Annotated in this window: 17 protein-coding genes; 10 read left to right on the top strand and 7 right to left on the bottom strand. The window is 37.6% G+C overall.

What is annotated here, in order from left to right; all coding sequences use genetic code 11:
• Positions 1-30: 30 nt before the first annotated feature.
• The 6 genes from ACSKT4_RS16485 to ACSKT4_RS16460 form a co-directional block, all read right to left on the bottom strand.
• Positions 31-276 (bottom strand): YuzB family protein, encoded by a 246-nt coding sequence (locus ACSKT4_RS16485; protein WP_186868229.1) that lies wholly within the window; start codon positions 274-276, stop codon positions 31-33.
• An 85-nt stretch (positions 277-361) separates the two neighbouring features.
• Positions 362-1,714, bottom strand: a complete 1,353-nt coding sequence (locus ACSKT4_RS16480; protein ID WP_186868230.1) for an MATE family efflux transporter — start codon at positions 1,712-1,714, stop codon at positions 362-364.
• A gap of 132 nt (positions 1,715-1,846) precedes the next feature.
• The gene (locus ACSKT4_RS16475) at positions 1,847-2,863 is read right to left on the bottom strand and encodes an ABC transporter ATP-binding protein (protein WP_186868231.1); all 1,017 of its coding nucleotides are present in this window, start codon (positions 2,861-2,863) and stop codon (positions 1,847-1,849) included.
• Positions 2,844-3,875: an ABC transporter ATP-binding protein gene (locus ACSKT4_RS16470; RefSeq protein ID WP_186868232.1), complete on the bottom strand. Its 1,032-nt coding sequence runs from the start codon at positions 3,873-3,875 to the stop codon at positions 2,844-2,846. The genes ACSKT4_RS16475 and ACSKT4_RS16470 overlap by 20 nt, the downstream gene beginning before the upstream one ends.
• A gap of 35 nt (positions 3,876-3,910) precedes the next feature.
• On the bottom strand, positions 3,911-4,867 hold the full coding sequence (locus ACSKT4_RS16465) for an ABC transporter permease (RefSeq protein WP_186868233.1): 957 nt from the start codon (positions 4,865-4,867) through the stop codon (positions 3,911-3,913).
• 15 nt (positions 4,868-4,882) lie between these two features.
• Positions 4,883-5,779, bottom strand: a complete 897-nt coding sequence (locus ACSKT4_RS16460) for an ABC transporter permease (RefSeq protein WP_186868234.1) — start codon at positions 5,777-5,779, stop codon at positions 4,883-4,885.
• Positions 5,780-6,165: 386 nt separating this feature from the next.
• On the opposite strand from ACSKT4_RS16460, the gene ACSKT4_RS16455 reads away from it, so the two are divergent.
• Positions 6,166-7,818: an ABC transporter substrate-binding protein gene (locus ACSKT4_RS16455; RefSeq protein WP_186868235.1), complete on the top strand. Its 1,653-nt coding sequence runs from the start codon at positions 6,166-6,168 to the stop codon at positions 7,816-7,818.
• A gap of 109 nt (positions 7,819-7,927) precedes the next feature.
• On the opposite strand, the gene ACSKT4_RS16450 is transcribed toward ACSKT4_RS16455, so the two are convergent.
• Entirely contained in the window at positions 7,928-9,121 is a 1,194-nt protein-coding gene (locus ACSKT4_RS16450) for an MFS transporter (RefSeq protein WP_186868236.1), read from the bottom strand.
• Between the two features lie 276 nt (positions 9,122-9,397).
• Here ACSKT4_RS16450 and ACSKT4_RS16445 point away from each other — a divergent pair, with 276 nt between their 5' ends.
• From ACSKT4_RS16445 to opp4B (ACSKT4_RS16405), 9 genes are all read left to right on the top strand, one after another.
• Complete coding sequence (locus ACSKT4_RS16445) at positions 9,398-10,306, top strand: DUF1002 domain-containing protein (RefSeq protein WP_186868237.1); 909 nt, start codon at positions 9,398-9,400, stop codon at positions 10,304-10,306.
• A gap of 462 nt (positions 10,307-10,768) precedes the next feature.
• Positions 10,769-11,782, top strand: a complete 1,014-nt coding sequence (locus ACSKT4_RS16440; RefSeq protein ID WP_186868238.1) for an ABC transporter ATP-binding protein — start codon at positions 10,769-10,771, stop codon at positions 11,780-11,782.
• On the top strand, positions 11,769-12,701 hold the full coding sequence (locus tag ACSKT4_RS16435) for an ABC transporter ATP-binding protein (RefSeq protein ID WP_186868239.1): 933 nt from the start codon (positions 11,769-11,771) through the stop codon (positions 12,699-12,701). The genes ACSKT4_RS16440 and ACSKT4_RS16435 overlap by 14 nt, the downstream gene beginning before the upstream one ends.
• 4 nt (positions 12,702-12,705) lie before the next feature.
• Positions 12,706-13,668, top strand: coding sequence for an oligopeptide ABC transporter permease (gene opp4B / locus ACSKT4_RS16430; RefSeq protein WP_186868240.1), 963 nt, complete (start codon positions 12,706-12,708; stop codon positions 13,666-13,668).
• 26 nt (positions 13,669-13,694) lie between these two features.
• On the top strand, positions 13,695-14,600 hold the full coding sequence (locus tag ACSKT4_RS16425; protein ID WP_186868241.1) for an ABC transporter permease: 906 nt from the start codon (positions 13,695-13,697) through the stop codon (positions 14,598-14,600).
• Positions 14,601-14,683: 83 nt separating this feature from the next.
• A complete protein-coding gene (gene opp4A, locus ACSKT4_RS16420) occupies positions 14,684-16,510 on the top strand; it encodes an oligopeptide ABC transporter substrate-binding protein (protein WP_186868242.1) in 1,827 nt (608 codons plus the stop codon).
• A 685-nt stretch (positions 16,511-17,195) separates the two neighbouring features.
• Entirely contained in the window at positions 17,196-18,212 is a 1,017-nt protein-coding gene (locus ACSKT4_RS16415; protein WP_186868243.1) for an ABC transporter ATP-binding protein, read from the top strand.
• Positions 18,199-19,131 carry an ABC transporter ATP-binding protein gene (locus ACSKT4_RS16410; protein WP_186868244.1) on the top strand — a complete coding sequence of 311 codons (933 nt, stop codon included), beginning with the start codon at positions 18,199-18,201 and terminating at the stop codon, positions 19,129-19,131. The genes ACSKT4_RS16415 and ACSKT4_RS16410 overlap by 14 nt, the downstream gene beginning before the upstream one ends.
• 4 nt (positions 19,132-19,135) lie before the next feature.
• Positions 19,136-20,098 (top strand): oligopeptide ABC transporter permease, encoded by a 963-nt coding sequence (gene opp4B / locus ACSKT4_RS16405; RefSeq protein ID WP_186868245.1) that lies wholly within the window; start codon positions 19,136-19,138, stop codon positions 20,096-20,098.
• Positions 20,099-20,127 lie beyond the last annotated feature (29 nt).

Genomic DNA, 20,127 nt, shown 5'->3' with positions numbered 1-20,127 from the left:
ATAATGTCGAATTTAAAAAGAAGAACTAGCCTATTGATAGATGGCTAGTTCTTCTTTAATAGCTGCACGAATTTTATCTAAGCATTCTTCTGGTGTTTTTCCGAAGATGCGTCTGTTGTTAACTAATGCGTACGGTTTTACTCGGCATAAACCGCAAAAAGATAGACAGTCAGAGGTTAGAACAGCAACCTCAGGGAACTCTTTTTCTAATATTTCTTCTAAATTTAGTGTGGTAATAGCATTACCATCACAGATTTCGACAACAACTATACCCATTACATATCACTTTCTTTCAAGAGATTAAAAGGAATGATTGAATGATAGCATTGCCAATTCATCATTTCAATATTCGTGCTCATCATTAGGAATTAGTCTTGTCAACGAAGCTCATTCTAACCCAGTTTCTTTGTTTCCAACGTCGTAGCATTAGGACTCCGCGTAACCATTCATCAGCAATAAATCCAATCCATATTCCAATTAGTCCAAGACCTAAGAAAATACCGAAGAACCATGCAAAGGTAACACTAATGCCCCACATTACTAGTATTCCGATATACACAGGAAATTTAACATCACCTGCTGAACGTAAAGAACTGATCATGATTAAATTAAATGCTCTACCTGGTTCCAGTACAACCGTCATTAACAGCAATACCGTACCTGCTTCAATGATGGAGCCATTATCGGTAAAGATGCCTAAGAATGGTTTAGCTACAAGGTATATAACACCTGCAGTTGCTAGTGAAATAAAGATGGAAATTCTTAAGCTCTTTAGGGCCCGTACATAGGCATCCTCAATTTTCCCTGCTCCAATCATATGACCAATAAGTATTTGGGTACCTTGGCCAATGGCAACGGAAAATAGAAAGATAAACATCATAATATTTTGCGTGTACACTTTCGTTGTAATTGCAATTGTTCCTAACTGGGCAACAAAGTAGGTGATTACCATTTGGCTTGCATTATAAGACAATTGCTCTCCAGCAGAGGGGACGCCGATTTTCAATAGACTCTTAACATGATTTTTTTCGTAACGGAATAAATTTGCAAAGTTTAAATCCCCACGCGTACGTTTAACTAAGAGGATGACGAGTGCAATAAATCCAATAAATCGACTGATAGCTGTTGAATAGGCAACCCCTTCAACACCTAGTATTGGAAACCCAAACGGGCCAAAGATAACAAAGTAGTTCCCAATCACATTAATGATGTTCATGATGATGGTAACAACCATGGTATCCTTCGTATAGCCATAGCTTCGTAAAATAGCTCCGGTAGTCATAATTAACGCTTGAACGAAAATTAATCCACCGACAATTTGCATATAGGCTAAGCCTTCATCCATTAGTTCATGTGGTAGGTCCATTAAGGCTAATATAGGTTCTGCCCATATGAATAAGGCAATACTTAATACTAATGAAAATATTAGGTTCATACTTAAGGCATTTAGAGCAATTTGACCAGCTGTTTTAGGCTTTTCTGCTCCTATATTTTGGGCGATTAGAACTGCTGCCCCTTGTGCTACAAAGCCAAACATTACGATCACAACTGATAAAATTTGGTTTCCAACCCCAACAGCAGCTACCGCATTATCGGAGTATTGACTTAGCATTAAAGTATCTGCATTCCCCATTAACATATGGAGGAGTAATTCAATGAAGATTGGCCAAGTAATCGCAAATAACGTTAAATTTTTTGTGTTTTGTTTATCCAAGCTGTACCCTTCCTTCTAATCAATAGAAATAGTTTACAATGAATCTTTACAAATAGGAAGATATTTTTGATTATTTGTTAGAAAGAAAAAATTGCCCTCCAGTATTCTGGAGAGCAATGGATTATCATTAGATTAACGCGCATTTGTTGGCTGCATGAGCCCTGTACCGATTTCTTCTAAGTAATGACAAGCGGCCTGGTGGCCATTCTCACCTTGCCCTGTATCGCGTAGCTCGGGTATTTCTTTTGCGCATCTTTCTGTCGCGAAAGGACATCTCGTATGGAATCTGCATCCAGTAGGTGGATTAATAGGGGAGGGAACATCACCAGTTAGGATAACTCGCTCCCGCTTTTTATCAGGATCAATACTTGGTATGGCAGATAATAATGATTTTGTATAGGGATGCTGTGGATTAGTGAACAGAGACTTTTTATCAGCGATTTCTACAATTTTGCCTAAATACATGACGATAATACGATCGGATATATGTCTTACAACCCCTAAATCATGAGAAATAAATAAGTACGTAAGGTTAAATTCTCGTTGCAGCTTTTTCAATAGATTAATAACTTGAGCTTGAATGGATACGTCTAAAGCGGAGACTGCCTCATCACATATAATCAATTGAGGCTCTACTGCTAGTGCACGAGCAATACCAATTCGTTGACGTTGCCCACCGCTGAATTCATGTGGGAATCGATCGATTTGATGTTTTCCAAGTCCGACGATTTCCATTAACTCAAGTATTCGTTTGTTTTGTTTTTCTTTAGGAACAGTACGTTGAATGGACATGGCTTCCCTTAAAATCTCTCTTACAGTTTGCCTTGGATTAAGGGACGCATACGGATCTTGAAAGATTACTTGTATATTTTTTCTTTCTTTACGCATTTCGCTTTTACGCAATGCTAATAGGTCCTTACCATCAAATTCGACATGCCCACTGGTAGGTTCATCTAAACGCAAGATAGCTCTTCCTGTAGTAGATTTACCACATCCAGATTCCCCAACGATACTTACGGTCTCTCCTTCATAGACGGAAAATGACACACCATCGACAGCCTTAACATGGTTAATAGTTCTTCCGAATATTCCACCCTTGATTGGAAAATGCTGCTTCAAATCCTTTACTTTAAGAATTTCTTTCCGCATGCCTCTTCACCTCCGTAGTTCCTTCCCATTCATCTGAATAAATCCAGCAGCGTGCTTGATGATTATGTTCATCTACGATTAATTCAGGTAAGCTATTACACATTTCTGTTGCATACGGACAGCGCGGTGCGAAGCGACATCCAGATGGAAGCTCTGTGGGGCTGGGGACGGTACCTTTAATAATTGGTAAATCGCCTTCAATATCCTCATCATGTGATGGTAGTGAGTTGATTAGCCCAACAGTGTATGGATGCTTCGGTTCTTTGAATAATGTTTTCACATCAGCATATTCCACTACTTTTCCGCAATACATGACTGCTACATAATCACAAGTTTCGGCTACTACGCCTAAATCATGAGTGATGAGCAAGACAGACATATTTAATCTTTTTTGTAAGTCCTTTATCAATTCTAGTATTTGTGCTTGTATCGTTACATCTAATGCAGTGGTAGGTTCATCTGCTATAAGTAAGTCTGGATTGCAAGCGAGCGCAATGGCAATCATAACACGTTGCCTCATACCACCGGAAAGCTCATGAGGGTATTGGTTAATGCGCTTTTCTGGAGATGGAATCCCTACAAGCTTAAGCATTTCAATCGATTTTTTTCGAGCTTCCGCTTTGTTTAGTCTTTCATGAATTTTATAAGCTTCACTTATTTGCTGACCAATTGTATAAGTTGGATTTAAAGATGTCATAGGCTCTTGGAAAATCATCGATATTTCGTTACCGCGGATTTTTCTCATTTCGTTATTCGATTTTTCCAATAGGTTTTCTCCCTTAAAGATAATTTCACCGCCGACTATTTTTCCTGGACTATCAATTAAACGAAGAATAGATAGGGATGTAATACTCTTACCCGATCCTGACTCTCCAACAATCCCAAGTGTTTTTCCTTTTGGCAGGCTAAACGATACTCCGTCGACAGCTTTTACTTCTACCTCCTCCGTGAAAAAGGATGTTTGGAGATTGTTTATTTCTAATATATTCTCATATACAGATTGAACGGTCATTCCTGTCACACCTTTCTAAGCTAATAAAACTACGGTTAATTTAAGTCAATACGTTTATTGAGATAACGATAGGTAATATCGACAATTAGATTTACTAGTACAAAGAGTAAAGCAGCAACTAATACGGTACCTTGAACGAGTGGAAAGTCCCGTGCTTGGATAGAATCAATGACTAATTTCCCCATTCCATTAATAGCAAAGACGGTCTCTGTTAAAACAGTTCCACCTAATAGGGATCCAAATTGAAGACCAACAACAGTAACGACAGGGATTAAAGCATTTTTAAGTGCATGTCGATAAATGACGACTCGTTCTTTTGCGCCTTTTGCACGTGCAGTTCGGATATAATCTTGATCAATAACTTCTAGCATACTTGATCTTGTCATTCGAGCGATAATGGCTGCTCCACCGGTTCCTAATGTAATGACTGGCAGGACTACTTGTTCAAAGCTTCCCCAGCCGGATGGTTTAAACCATGCCGTGTTATCGAAAAATGGTACCCAACTCGGTAAGTCTAAACCAATAGCGAACCATTGTATTAACATTAACCCTAACCAGAAATTTGGCATGGATAGACCAAATAGAGCAATAATCATTAAGGAAACATCCCGGATAGAATATTGCTTAACAGCGGAAACAATCCCGGCAATCAATCCTAAGAAGATGCTAAGTACAATACTATAAAAAGCTAGTTCTACTGTAACCAAAATACGCACACTGATTTCAGATGTTACATCTCGACCAGTTCGAATTGAATTTCCTAAATCCCCTTGTAGAAGATTAGATAAATAATTCCAATATTGTACATGATACGGATCGTTAAGACCTAACCGTTCACGAATATTTTCTACTTGTTCTTTTGGTGCACTTTCACCCGCCATAATTTGTGCCGGGTCCCCAGGTACAAGATGTAATAGGCTAAATACGATTAATGTTACACCTAATAATACTGGGATTGTTTGAAGTACACGTCGAATAATAAATACGAACAATCTACTGCACCCTCTCTATTTTTTTGATTTTGGATCAAATGCATCTCTTAACCCATCTCCTAGGATATTAAAGGCTATAACGACGATGACAATAGCGATTCCCGGAAAGAAAGAGACATGTGGCGCACTATACAAATAGTTACGTCCATCACTTAACATTGCTCCCCATTCTGGGATTGGAGGTTTTGCCCCGAGTCCTAAGAACGATAAGCCGGTAGCAGTTAAGATTGCAGTAGCAATACTTAATGTTATTTGAACAATAAGAGGTGACAAGGTATTCGGTAAGATGTGTTTAAAGATAATTCGTAAGTCACTTGCTCCAAGTGCTTTTACAGCATCAATGTACTCCAGCTTTTTCACTGCTAACGTTGAGCCTCTAACAATTCTTGCAAATACAGGAATCGAAAATATAGCGATAGCAATAATAACATTTTGTATGCTTCCACCTAGTACACTAACAATTGCTAAGGCTAGCAGTATACCTGGAAATGCTAGTAGAACATCCATACAACGCATAATAATTGAATCTACACGTCCTCCATAATATCCGGATATAATTCCTATTACGGTTCCAACAATCGCTCCTAATATAACGGAAGAAAAGCCGACTCTTAATGTAATAGACATTCCTTCGATAATCCGACTGAAAATATCTCTACCATGGTGATCGGTTCCAAACCAGTGGTCGGCGGAAGGGGGAGCTAATTTGTTTACAAGATCACCTGAATCTTCGGGATAAGGTACAAAATAAGGCCCGATAAGGGAAACTAAAATAAAAAAGAAGAGGAGAATTCCTCCAATTACAGCGGCTTTGTTTTTCCTAAATTTCTTTAGGAAGGTTTTCATACGATGAACTTGCACATTTCGATGTTGTTCATAAATAGAAGGTTGATTTTGTAATGGTTGTCCCATAATGCAATTTACACCCTTTCTAGAGAGATAAGAAGTATAAACAGAGATGCCTAGCTCCGGGCACCTGAGACTAGCAGACTTCCTTCACCTCGGTACGATAAGTCAACATCGACTCTCTACAGTCGTCGTGTTTCCTTCATTTCCTAAGGCTTAGTCCCTTCTGTATGTCTAATGCGAGTGCCCTGCGCCTTTCTATCAAGTTATAATTATCTGTTTATTCCATTGATTTATACTATTATATCATCATAGTTTATTATGACAATAAATAATTAAAAAAATAGTCTTGTAATTTGTACTACTATCATATATATTAATATGTATCTGCAATATTCAGACACTTTATATTTCTATGAGTGTCTACTAAAACGAAATGGGGGTATAAACAAGTGAATTTGTCAAAAAGATTACTCGTTTTTCTTGCAACAGTGCTAATGCTGAGTTTTGTACTTGTAGCATGTGCAAGCGAACCAAATGAAAATGGTTCACCAACAGATGATGGTGATACAGAGGAACCAGCTGACAACGGCGAGGATACAACAGACAGTGGTGAAACCGATGGTCAAAGTGGTGGTAATGACTTAGTTATTGCAAACTCTTCTGATGCTGTTTCATTAGACCCTGCTGGATCTAACGATGTACCTTCCAGTAATGTTGCTGCTAATATTTATGAATCTTTAGTTAAACAGGATCAAAATATGGAATTGCAGCCAAGTCTAGCTGAAAGCTGGGAACTTGTAGAAGATAATGTATGGGAGTTTAAGCTTCGTGAGGGAGTTAAGTTCCATGATGGATCAGACTTTAATGCGGAAGTAGTAAAAATGAATATCGAAAGAGTACTTGATGAAGATGTCGCATCGCCACGTTCTTTTTTATATAGTATGGTTACAGATATTGAAGTGGTGGATGACTATACGGTTCGATTTACGACAGAATTTCCATTCTCTCCACTTCCAGCCCACTTAGCACATAATGGTGGAGCAATGGTGTCCCCTAAATTAATTGAGGAAGACTATGCTGCAATGGAAGCAGGGGAAGAACCAGGTAGTGTGATTAATGAAAACCCAGTGGGCACAGGCTTCTTTAAATTTGAAGAATGGGTACCTGGTCAGCATATTAAGTTAGTTCGGAATGATGATTATTGGGGAGAACCGGCAAAATTAGATTCTGTTACCTTTAAAGTTGTTTCTGAAGATTTAACAAGAGTAGCAGAGCTAAGAACAGGAGATTCTCATATTTCTGACCCGTTAAGTCCTTCAGATGTAGCAGAAATTGAAAATACAGATGGATTACATGTTAATACACAAGGAAGTGTAAGTTTATCTTATGTTGGATTTAATATGGAAAAAGAACCATTTAATGACCCTCGGGTCCGCCAAGCAATAAATATGGCGATTGACAGGTCGCAAATCATTGATGGTATTTATAATGGTGTAGGAATTCCTGCCATTGGACCATTAGCACCGGACGTATTTGGATATGATCCAAATGTACCTGGTTTGGAATATGATCCAGAAAAGGCAAAAGAGCTCCTTGCTGAAGCAGGCTTTGAAGACGGGTTCTCGACTACACTTTGGACTAATGATAACCGTGAACGTATGGACATGGCTACCAATGTTCAAGCACAATTAAAAGAATTTGGTATTGAGGTTCAGATAGAAGTTATGGAGTGGGGGGCATACTTGGATCAAACAGCTAATGGAGAGCATGATATGTTCATTCTTGGTTGGTCGACCGTTACAGGTGACGCGGACTACGGACTATATGCTTTGCTACACTCTGACAATGTCGGTGAACCTGGTAACCGTACTTTCACAAAAGACCCAGAGTTAGATGCATTACTTGATGAGGCTCGTCAAACATCTGATGCGGAAGAAAGAGCAGAGCTATATAGACAAATTCAAGAAATGCTTGTCGATATAGCACCAATGCTATATATCCATCACCAAGAATACTTATTAGGTGTTAGCGATAAGGTACAGGGATTAATTCAAGATCCGACTGGTATCCTTCGTTTGCAAAATGTTACATTAACTGAATAGTAATATAATAGTAGAAAGACGGTATTCTTATTAAAGAATACCGTCCTTTTTTTAAAAAAAGTATGAATGCTTCTAGTTGAGATGATGATCTTCTATTGAACTGTCGTTTCTACTGTGATAACGAATGAGTTTTCTCTACTGTGTACTCGTAACGATACCAAGCGAATAGAAGAAATCCTCCACTTAAAATTAATAGTCCACTAGTTACATAGAAAACAGTGGATATGCCATTAAACGCAGCAATTAATCCTCCGAGTGCGGGACCAATTATATTGCCGAGGAACCGGAGACTTGTATTGTATCCTAATACTTCCCCTTGCATGGATAACGGTGCCTCTTGGCGGATATAAGCCATTCTTAAAGGAATAATTCCTCCGATAGAAACGCCCAATAAGAAACGAACTATGACAAGTTGCCAAATAGATGTGACAAACGCTCCCGGTATATAAACAATACCCGCCATGAAAAGAAGGGCGATTAATATTTTTATATACCCATGTTGATCTCCTAATTTGCCCCATTTTCTGGACATCAGTAAATTACCTAGTCCGGCTGCAGAGAATGCAATACCCGAGAAAAATGCTATATTAGCGGGACCATGAATTTCTTCCACGTACAACGAGAGAATCGGTTGTACAGAGAAGTGCGCAATTTGTACTAAAGCAGAAATGAGCATGACAACTAATAAAATTGGATGTCTTATTATATGCAAAATAACTTCCTTCCTGGAATATGCTTTATGTTCTTTGTCGGTAGCAAATTCGAAACGTTCTTCCCTAATACCGAATAAAACAATAAGTCCGGAAAGAATAATGGTAATAGCGACCCATTTAAATGTAGCCGAATAACCGAATGCATCTGCTAATGCTCCGCCTAAAAGTGGGCCCATCAGTGTTCCAGTTATACTACCAGTTTGTAATGTGCCAAGTACCTTTCCTGCTATGTTCTTAGGAGTTTGCGTAGCAATAAGGGCTTGTGACATCGGAATAAAACCGGTGAAAATTCCCATGAAAAGACGGAGTATAAATAATTGCCAAACATTTGTAGCGAATCCCATTAAAAATACAGATAATCCTATCCCACTTGCAAAGAAGATTAATAGTTTTTTTCTTCCATATTTATCCCCAACTCTACCCCAGATTGGTGCAAAAATAAATGCAGCGATAAAGGTAACGAGAAATACCCAGCCAGACCAATTCTGAACATAGACATCAGAGAAATTTCCAAATGAATCTATATACAAGGAAAGAAAGGGGATTACCATTGTGGTACTTCCGGCAATAAAGAAGTTGGCAAACCACATGATTACTAAATTACGTGTTGCATTGGAGTTTTCCGTACTAATTGGTTTTTGCCTTCTTTCTGTATAATTATTTCGATAACCTAAATATACCGGAAACCGAAATAAATTTAAAGTATTAATTCTTACATAGGCAGATAAGGAAGAATGAAAATTTTTCCATATAGTATTAGTTTTTCAGTTAAAATAGTGATATTTTTGTTATATTGGGTATAATCAATGTAAGAGAATAATATTTTTTAAGACAAGCATTCTAATAAGCTAGAAAGGGGTATACGAATGAAACGATTTATGAAGCTAACAGTATTGTATACATTAATTGTGAGTTTATTTGCAGCCTTTGTCATTCCTGTGAGTGCGGATGAGGCAATAAATGAAAAGCTTGGCGTGCCGATTGTTGTTTATGGAGGTAATTTAACAGACGAACAAAAAGCACAGACGGAGGACCTGTTAGAAGTAACGAACCCTGATATGGTTGATATTTTCACTGTAACAGGGGAAGACTTGGCTAAATATATCGGAGGAAATCCGAATTCTCGAATGTTCTCCTCGGCGAAAATAACAATAGAAGAAGAGGGAGTGGGGCTCAATGTATCCATTATCACTCCTGATAATATTACAGAAGTAACAAGTGAAATGTACGCAAATGCACTGCTAACAGCTGGAGTTGAGAATGCGACGGTTGTTGTTGCATCCCCTGTCAAAGTTACTGGCCATTCTGCCTTGACTGGTATATATAAGGCTTACGATGTCGGAGGGGTAGAGCTCGATAAAGAACGTATGGAGCTTGCTAATGAGGAGTTAAATGTCGCAACAGACCTTGTGAAAGACGCAGGACTAACATCTGAACAAGTAAGTGATTTAATTACGCAAATCAAGCAAGCTATTGCGGAACAAAACCCAGCATCTATAGAAGATATCGAAAGAATCGTACAAGAGCAGTTGAGTAAATTGGAAATAAAATTAAGTGATGAAGACCGTCAGTTATTAATTAATTTGTTTGAGAAAATGCGTAATTTAGATATTAATTTTGATCAAGTGAAGAATCAGCTAAACGATATTGCATCAAAAGTCCAAGGTAAAATAGAGGATATTTTAGCAGATGAAGGATTTTGGGACAATGTAGGAAGCTTCTTCAAAAAACTATTTGAAGCTATAGGGCAGTTTTTCTCTGGATTATTTGGATAATACCAATATGGGAAGCGTGAAAGGAGTACATTCCATTGAGGATGTGCTCCTTTTTTGTACGTTAGAAAGTTAAAATGATTAGTACTATACTAAATAATCAATTATTTAACGACACTAAATATTTAGAAGATTTAATCATAATACAAATAGACTACAAGGTTGTTAAAAAATATGAAGAAATTTGTCGAAATAAAAATAGCCTTAAAACCGTTGATATACATAGGTTTTTGGGAGTTTTACAAAATATTACCGTGAAAGTTTTTTTAATCTTTTTTTAAATTTGACGTGCAATCTAAAAAGTTTGGTAGTATAATAGTTTTCATCACGTAATTCCAATAACACTAAATTATCAGAATAATTTAAACAATATTAAGATTAGCCTATATCATAAATACTGTGAAAAAGTACACCCTAAAAAGGCATAATGTCTTGGGCCTACAATTATAAATAGGGGGATAAAAAATGTCAGAAAAACTTCTAGAAATCAAAAATTTAAAAACTTCATTCCGTATCAAAGACGATTACCATGCTGCGGTGGATAATTTATCTTTAACTGTTAATAAGAATGAAGTTCTTGCCATTGTTGGAGAATCTGGTTGTGGTAAAAGTGCTTTAGCATTCTCCATAATGGGTCTTCACACTCGTGCGAAGATTGAAGGAGAAATCTTATATAAAGGCAAGAACATTGCCAAAATGACTCCTTCAGAATTAAACAAGGTACGTGGTAAAGATTTAGGTATGATATTTCAGGATCCACTAACTTCATTGAACCCATTAATGGAGGTTGGCGAGCAGATTGGAGAAACCTTATTTCTACACAATAAGAATATGTCCAAGAATGAACGTAGAGCAAAAGTATTAGATTTATTGAATAAGGTTGGTATCCCTCGTGCGGAACATGTTATTAATCAGTTCCCACATGAATTGTCAGGTGGTATGCGTCAACGTGTCATGATAGCAATGGCAATCGCAAATGAGCCCGAACTACTAATTGCAGATGAGCCAACAACAGCACTAGACGTTACGATCCAATCACAAATTTTAGATTTGATCAATAAGCTTAAAGATGAAATGGATTCAGGTATTATTCTTATCACCCATGATCTAGGGGTAGTTGCTGAGATGGCAGACCGAGTAGCAGTAATGTATGCTGGACAAGTTGTTGAAATTGCAGATGTACAAACACTATTTGAAAATCCATTACATCCATACACAAGATCATTATTGAATTCCGTACCGAATGGTAATACAAAACAGGATCAATTACATGTTATTCAAGGGATTGTACCTTCCCTTCAGAATCTGCCAAGAGAAGGATGTCGTTTCAGTGCTCGAATACCTTGGGTAGATGAATCAGCACATGAAAAAAATCCGGAACTAAAAGAAGTAACACCAGGGCACCATGTTCGTTGTACATGCTACAAGCACTTTAGCTTCCCTGATGAAAGCAAGGAGGAACAACATGTCTTATCTTGAGGTAAATGATTTAAAAGTTCACTTTCCAATAAAGGGTGGTATTTTCGGTAGAACAGTGGGACATATAAAGGCTGTTGATGGGGTATCATTCACTTTAGAAAAAGGAAAGACATATGGTTTAGTAGGAGAATCTGGTTCTGGTAAAACAACTACTGGTAGATCCATTATCGGTTTAAATACGATTACATCCGGAAAAGTTATGTTTGATGGTCAGGATATAACGAATATTGCACGTGGCCGTTCCGAAGCGCGTAAAAATATTCAAATGATTTTTCAAGACCCATATTCATCATTAAACCCGAAAAAACGTGTGGTAGACATCGTATCTGAACCGCTACGTAACTTTGAAAATTTAACTCGTAAAGAAGAGCGTAAGAGAGTACAAGAATTATTGGAGCTAGTCGGATTAAGTCCTGAAAGTATTTTAAAATATCCCCATGAATTCTCAGGTGGGCAACGTCAACGTATTGGTATCGCTAGAGCAATCGCATTAAAACCAAAACTTATTATTGCGGACGAGCCAGTTTCAGCACTAGATGTTTCGGTGCAAGCTCAAGTATTAAACTTTATGAAAGAGATTCAAAAGGAACTTGATTTAACATATCTGTTTATTAGCCATGACTTAGGAGTAATCAAGCACATGTGTGATGATATCGGAATTATGTACAAAGGTCGCTATGTGGAAGCAGGTACTGCAGAGGACATCTTTAACAATCCTCAGCATATTTATACGAAGCGCTTAGTGGCGGCAATTCCGGATATTGATCCTAAAAAACGTGAGGAAAAACGTCAATTCCGTGAAGAAGTAAAAATGGAATACGAACAATCCTACAATGATTACTTTGATGAGGAAGGTTTAGCCTATAAATTACAGCCAGTGTCTGACACGCATTTAGTGGCTTTACCTGAGAAAGGTTGATAATATGTGGAAATTTACATTACGTCGTACATTAATTATGATTCCTCAATTAATTGTTCTTAGTATTTTAATTTTCGTACTAGCACAATTAATGCCAGGGGATGCACTATCAGGGCAAATTGACCCGAATGTTGATCCAAAAAGACTGGAAGAGATTCGTGAAAATTTGGGTTGGAATGACCCATGGCATGAACAGTACGTAAGATGGATGGGAGGCGTGCTTCAGGGTGATTTAGGACAATCGTTCCGTTTTAAAATGCCTGTTACAGAACTAATTGGGCAACGTATTGTCAATACATTCTGGTTATCGGTAGCAACATTACTCTTCACCTATCTGATCGCTATTCCACTAGGTATTGTTAGTGGCCGATACAATGATACATGGCGTGATCAATTGATTACTGGTTATACGTATGTTGGCTTTGCTACACCATTATTCATTTTTGCACTTGTAATGCTTTGGTTATTCGGTTTCCAATTAGGTTGGTTCCCAACTAGTGGTAGTGTAACACCGGGGCTTGAACCTGGAACGTTTGACTACTTTATGAGCAAACTTTATCACTTGTTACTACCAGCATTGTCCATGGCACTAATTACAACATATAGTACGATTCAATATTTACGTAATGAAATTGTTGATACGAAGCACAAAGACTTCATTTTAACAGCTAGAGCAAAAGGGGCTTCTGAGAGACGAGTCTATAATCGCCATATTTTAAGAAACTCACTTTTACCGATTGCGGCATTCTTTGGATTTGAGATTACGGGGTTAATTGGTGGCTCTATTTTCATTGAGAACATTTTTGGATATCCGGGAATGGGTCAATTATTAGTAGAATCCATTAGCTTACGTGATTACACGGTATTAACTGCAACTACATTATTATTCGGTGTTGCATCGATTGTTGGGGCATTATTATCTGACATTATCTTAAGTATTGTAGATCCAAGAATTCGTATTAAATAAGAATAGGTAATCGTGAGGTGAAATAAATGGAAAACAATAAAGCAGAAGAATTGAAAACGAAGGAACCGATAAAAAGCCCTTCTGGTATGAGTATAATCTGGCGTGAGCTAGTTCGAGATAAGCTAGCATTAATCTCTTTAATCTTCTTAATCTTAATTATGGCATTTGTATATGGTACATCCCTTATATTAGACCAAGATGAAATTGTAACAGTAGACTTGTTATCCATCTATGAGCCGCCGGGTGAAGATTTTATCTTAGGTACTGATTACGGTGGTCGTGACATCTTTGGACAATTAATTATTGGGACAAAGAATTCCTTATCGATTGCATTACTTGTAACAGCTATGACGGGAATTATTGGGATAGCCTATGGTTTAATCGCTGGTTACTTTGGTGGTCATATTGATAATATCATGATGCGTATTTTGGATTTCTTCTTAATCCTACCGTTTACGATGATTGTCATTGCATTCGTTGCAATTGTACCAAAGTATAGTGTATGGACCTTCTCTCTCATTATGACGGCATTTCTCTGGATGGGAATTGCCCGTTTGATCAGATCGAAGGCTTTACAGGAAAAGGAATTAGATTATATACAAGCATCGAAAACACTTGGTAGCTCTAATTTCAAAATTATCTTTACACAATTACTACCAAACTGTAGCTCACTTATTATTGTAACGATGACATTAAACTTAGCTGCTAATATTGGTCTAGAATCAGGTCTATCATTCTTAGGATTTGGTTTCCCAGAGAGCACGCCTAGTTTAGGTACATTATTAAGCTATGCGACCAATCCACAAACATTAGAATATAGATGGTGGATTTGGGTGCCTGCTTCGGTATTAATTTTACTTCTAATGTTGTCTATTAATAATGTTGGACAAGCATTAAAACGTGCAACAGACGCAAGACAAAGAAGAGGATAAAAAATCTGTACTTGTTACTCCTTGGCCGCGCCAACGGGATGGCCAAGGAAAACTATATCTATAAAAATAGGGAGGCAACTATGATGAGAAAGACAAGCAAATGGCTTTTAGCTCTTATGCTCGTATTATTGCTTGCACTTGCTGCATGTGGTGGCGGTAGTGACAATGAGTCTTCTGAGGACAAAGGGGATAATGGTTCAGAAGATAACAAAAGCACGGAAGCAAATGAAGATGGTATCTTCCATATTGACGATTTCAATATGACTGCTTCAAACAATGGTGAAGAACTTGAAAATGGTTCACTAACTTATGGTATCGTGTCAGATACGGTACTAGAAGGTACATTTAACTTCAACTTCTATTCAGGTAATCCTGACTATGAAGTAATTGCATGGTTTGATGAGCCTTTATTTGACTCAGATGCTAGCTATACTTACACACAAGATGGTGCTGCCACTTGGGAAGTGGATGACACTGGTAAAGTGTACACTTTACAAATTAAAGACGGTGTTAACTGGCATGATGGTGAACCTGTGACTGCTGAGGATTGGGAATTTGTTCACTATGTTATCGGTCATCCGGACTATGATGGTATCCGTTATGGATCTGACTTTGAAAACATTGAAGGAATGAAAGAGTATCATGATGGTGAAACAGATACCATTTCTGGTATTAAGGTAATTGATGATAAGACTTTACAAATTACCTTTAAAGAAGGTGGTCCTTCTCTTATTACTGGAGGAATTTGGCCATATGCATTACCAAAACATGTCTTCGGTGATATGGATGTAAAAGAAATGGAAGAATCTGATGCGGTTCGTAAAAATCCGATCGGAATGGGACCATATAAAGTAGAATCAATTGTACCTGGTGAGTCTGTTGTATTAAAAAGAAATGAAGACTACTGGAGAGGTACACCTGCTTTAGAAGAAGTTACAGTGAAAGTGGTATCTCCTTCTACAGTAGTTCAAGAATTAAAAACTGGTGGCGTTGACATGGTCAATAGCTTTCCAACAGATCAATTCCTAGATAATGCAAACATGTCTAATGTTGAATTCTTAGGATCTATTGATAATGCATACACATACATTGGTTTTAAATTAGGTAAATGGGATGCTGAAGAAGGTCAAGTAGAGGTTGACCCTAATGCTAAAATGGCGGACGTAAACCTACGCCGTGCAATGTGGTATGCTGTAGATAATAATGCAGTTGGTGACAACTTCTATAATGGGTTACGTTGGAATGCAACATCATTAATCATTCCATTCTTCCCAGAATATCATAATCCTGATATTGAAACACCAACACACGATCCAGATGAAGCAAATCGTATTCTAGATGAAGCTGGATATGAAGATGTTGATGGTGATGGATTCCGTGAAACTCCAGACGGTGAAAAATTAGTTATTAACTTTGCATCAATGTCTGGTGGAGATACTGCTGAGCCACTAGCTCAATACTACATCCAATCATGGGGTGCAGTAGGTCTAAATGTACAATTAGTTGATGGTCGTTTATTAGAATTCAACTCATTCTATGATCGTATAAAAGAAGATGATCCAGAAATTGATATTTTCCAAGGTGCTTGGGGTACTGGTACTGATGTAAACCCTGCTGGTATTTTTGCTGGGAACTCAAATGCTAACTACCCACGTTGGACTAATGAAGAAAATGATCAGCTATTAGCTGAAGGTTCTTCTATGAAAGCAATGGACACAGAATATCGTAAAGAAGTATATGACAAGTGGCAACAACTAATGGTTGATAACATTCCGTTGTTCCCAACTCTATATCGTGCAAAAATTGTTCCAGTAAATAACCGTGTAACGAACTATACACTTGATCCTGAATCAGATCTTCAACGTTACCAAATTGGTGTAACAGAAGAAAAAGCTGAAGCAGCTGAATAATAATAGCGAAAAAGAAGTCACTTAGTGGCTTCTTTTTTGGTAGAGAGGAAGGGTTAAAAAACTTTCCCGCTAGCATAAGAAAAACTTCCATTCGTAGAAAGATGAGCGAATGGGAGTTTTTTATTTTTACTTGAAGGAGCATGCGACTGAAATTTGGTGAGATAGGCCCACGTGGGGCGGAGATGGGCCCAAATAGCGGGAGGATGCGTCCGTCTTGTGAAGAGATGAGCCCAAACAGAAGAGATGAACCCACCCCGAGAGGAGATGAGCCAAACAGGAGAAAGATGATTCCGCCCTGGTAGGAGATGCCCCCACCCGGGCTTTTTTAGTTATATTCTTCTCCGTATAAATCCCTATAATTATCAACAATGTAACGGCTTTTAGCTATAAGTAATAGAACTAATTATCTAAAAACTTTTAATAAAATGTTAAAAAAAAGCTTGTTAAAACTCAGAAAATAATATATACTTTAAAAAAATAAATAATATGTTACAGTTTTATTACGAAAGTAGCGAAATGGCATATCTACTGTGATAGATAATGACTTAAATTTTTGGAAAATTAATACTATAAATAATGGGGCAGACACTACTAGACGCTATACAACATGAATATCTGCTCTTTAATATGTTAATAAAACATTTATATATTAAATTTTTGCAAATTTTAGTTAGGGGGATTAAGGTTGGCAGAGAAGTTATTGGAAATCAGAGATTTGAAGACATCTTTCCGGATTAAGGACGATTATTATGCAGCGGTGGATAATGTTTCACTTACGGTAAATAAAAACGAAGTGCTAGCCATTGTTGGGGAATCTGGCTGTGGTAAGAGTGCATTAGCCTTCTCTATTATGGGATTACATAATCGTGCAAAGATGGAGGGAGAGATTTTATTCAAAGGAGAAAACATAGTCGGAATGACTGCGTCAAAGCTGAATAAGCTACGCGGGAATGATATGGGTATGATTTTCCAGGATCCATTAACTGCCCTTAATCCATTAATGAATATCGGTAATCAAATAGGAGAAACATTACTCCTTCATAAAAAAGACCTTACCAAGAATCAGCGTAAAGAAAAGGTAATTGATCTACTAAGTAAAGTTGGAATTCCACGTCCAGAACATGTGTATGAGCAATTCCCGCATGAGTTATCTGGGGGGATGAGGCAAAGGGTAGTTATCGCAACTGCTATAGCAAATGATCCGGAATTACTCATTGCGGATGAGCCAACAACTGCTCTTGATGTTACGATACAATCTCAGATATTAGACTTAATTAAAGATTTAAAGGATGATTTGGATTCTGGTATAGTTCTTATTACCCATGACTTAGGAGTAGTTGCTGAAATGGCAGACAGGGTGGCAGTGATGTATGCCGGGCAAATCGTTGAAATTGCAGACGTCATGACTCTGTTTGAAGAACCATTACATCCATATACGAGATCATTATTTAACTCTGTTCCAAATACACAAGAAGGACAAGATAAATTGCATGTTATTCAAGGTATTGTACCTTCATTACAAAAATTGCCACGTGAAGGTTGTCGCTTTGCTCCAAGGATTCCTTGGGTGGCAGAAACAGCGCATGAAGCAAATCCAGAATTACATGAAGTAAAGCCAGGGCATTTCGTTCGTTGTAGCTGCTATAAACATTTTGACTTCCCAGCAGAGAGTAAGGAGGAAGCGCAACATGGGGTTTCTTAAAGTAGAAGATTTAAAAGTACATTTTCCTATAAAAGGTGGCGTATTCGGAAGAACAGTTGGGCACGTAAAAGCTGTAGATGGTGTATCCTTCACACTAGAAAAAGGGAAAACATATGGTCTAGTTGGTGAATCAGGATCTGGTAAGTCAACTACTGGTAGAGCCATTATTGGATTAAATCATATTACCTCTGGAAAAGTGCTTTTTGAGGACAAAGATATAACAGGAGTAAGAAGAGCGAAAACAGAAATAAGAAAAGATATTCAAATGATATTCCAGGATCCATATTCTTCATTAAATCCGAAAAAACGGGTTGTCGATATTGTAGCGGAACCACTTCGAAACTTTGAAAATTTAAGTAGAAAAGAAGAGAGAATTCGCGTACAAGAGTTACTTGAATTAGTTGGTCTTAGTCCAGAAAGCATCTTGAAGTACCCACATGAATTCTCTGGTGGACAACGACAACGTATTGGTATTGCAAGAGCAATCGCGTTGAAGCCAAAATTAATCATTGCCGATGAACCTGTTTCTGCATTGGATGTTTCGGTTCAAGCACAGGTCTTGAACTTTATGAAAGAAATTCAAGATGAGTTAGATTTAACTTACTTGTTCATAAGTCATGACCTAGGTGTCATTAAACATATGTGTAATCATATTGGCATTATGTATAAAGGACGCTTTGTGGAAGAAGGAACCGCAGAAGAGATCTTTAATGATCCACAGCATATTTATACGAAAAGACTGGTAGCAGCAATACCAGATATCGATCCGAAAAAACGGGAAGAAATGAAAAGATTCCGTGAAGAGGTCAATACAGAATATGAACAAGCCTATAATGATTACTTTGATGAGGAAGGTTTAGCCTACGGGTTAAAACCGATAAATGAAACTCATTTAGTGGCTTTACCAGAGAAAGGTTGATATTATGTGGAAATTTTCTTTACGCCGTATTTTAATAATGATTCCTCAACTCGTCCTGTTAAGTATACTAATATTTGTTCTAGCAAAAATGATGCCAGGGGATGCACTCTCAGGGCAAATTGACCCGAATGTTGATCCTGCGCGTTTAGAAGAACTTCGAATTCAGCTGGGTTGGTATGATCCGTGGCATGAGCAATATGCTAGATGGGTCGGAGGAGTGTTACAAGGTGATTTTGGTCAGTCCTTCCGTTTTAAAATGCCCGTTACCGAATTAATTGGACAGCGAATTGTTAATTCATTCTGGTTATCGGTAGCAACGTTAATTTTTACCTATTTAATTGCGATACCACTAGGGATTACAAGTGGAAGATATAATGATACGTTTAGGGATCAGCTAATTACTGGTTATTCATATGTTGGGTTTGCAACGCCACTGTTTATCTTTGCACTAGTAATGCTTTGGATATTCGGGTTCCAGTTGCAATGGTTCCCAACTAGTGGAAGTGTCACCCCAGGTCTAGAACCTGGAACGTTCGATTATTTTATGAGTAAATTATATCATTTGTTATTACCAGCATTATCAATGGCACTTATTACAACATACAGTACGATTCAATATCTACGAAATGAGATAGTTGATACGAAACAAAAGGATTTTATTTTACTTGCAAGAGCTAAAGGTGCTTCTGAACAACGAGTTTATAATCGCCATATTTTGCGAAACTCACTATTACCAATAGCAGCATTTTTCGGATTTGAAATTACTGGACTAATTGGTGGCTCTATCTTTATTGAAAATATCTTTGGATATCCTGGGATGGGGCAATTGTTAATAGAATCGATTAGCCTAAGGGATTACAGTGTCGTGACAGCTACGACTTTATTATTCGGTGTAGCTTCTGTCATGGGTGCTTTACTTTCAGATATTATCTTGAGTCTAATTGATCCGAGAATTCGTATTAAATAAATTTTATAGGTATATAGTGAGGTGAAAAA

It is taken from the genome of Ornithinibacillus liuyingii, from assembly GCF_055550225.1.
Note: the sequence above shows the minus strand (reverse complement) of the source record. Positions and strands in the feature narration are given on the sequence as shown.

What these genes read in the sequence shown, in the direction of transcription:
- ACSKT4_RS16475 (WP_186868231.1), bottom strand. Translation starts at nt 2,863, where the DNA reads ATGCGGAAAGAAATTCTTAAAGTAAAGGATTTGAAGCAGCATTTTCCA.
- ACSKT4_RS16440 (WP_186868238.1), top strand. Translation starts at nt 10,769, where the DNA reads ATGTCAGAAAAACTTCTAGAAATCAAAAATTTAAAAACTTCATTCCGT.
- ACSKT4_RS16425 (WP_186868241.1), top strand. Translation starts at nt 13,695, where the DNA reads ATGGAAAACAATAAAGCAGAAGAATTGAAAACGAAGGAACCGATAAAA.
- opp4A (WP_186868242.1), top strand. Translation starts at nt 14,684, where the DNA reads ATGAGAAAGACAAGCAAATGGCTTTTAGCTCTTATGCTCGTATTATTG.
- opp4B (WP_186868240.1), top strand. Translation starts at nt 12,706, where the DNA reads ATGTGGAAATTTACATTACGTCGTACATTAATTATGATTCCTCAATTA.
- ACSKT4_RS16485 (WP_186868229.1), bottom strand. Translation starts at nt 276, where the DNA reads ATGGGTATAGTTGTTGTCGAAATCTGTGATGGTAATGCTATTACCACA.
- ACSKT4_RS16445 (WP_186868237.1), top strand. Translation starts at nt 9,398, where the DNA reads ATGAAACGATTTATGAAGCTAACAGTATTGTATACATTAATTGTGAGT.
- ACSKT4_RS16460 (WP_186868234.1), bottom strand. Translation starts at nt 5,779, where the DNA reads ATGGGACAACCATTACAAAATCAACCTTCTATTTATGAACAACATCGA.
- ACSKT4_RS16450 (WP_186868236.1), bottom strand. Translation starts at nt 9,121, where the DNA reads ATGTGGTTTGCCAACTTCTTTATTGCCGGAAGTACCACAATGGTAATC.
- opp4B (WP_186868245.1), top strand. Translation starts at nt 19,136, where the DNA reads ATGTGGAAATTTTCTTTACGCCGTATTTTAATAATGATTCCTCAACTC.
- ACSKT4_RS16470 (WP_186868232.1), bottom strand. Translation starts at nt 3,875, where the DNA reads ATGACCGTTCAATCTGTATATGAGAATATATTAGAAATAAACAATCTC.
- ACSKT4_RS16410 (WP_186868244.1), top strand. Translation starts at nt 18,199, where the DNA reads ATGGGGTTTCTTAAAGTAGAAGATTTAAAAGTACATTTTCCTATAAAA.
- ACSKT4_RS16435 (WP_186868239.1), top strand. Translation starts at nt 11,769, where the DNA reads ATGTCTTATCTTGAGGTAAATGATTTAAAAGTTCACTTTCCAATAAAG.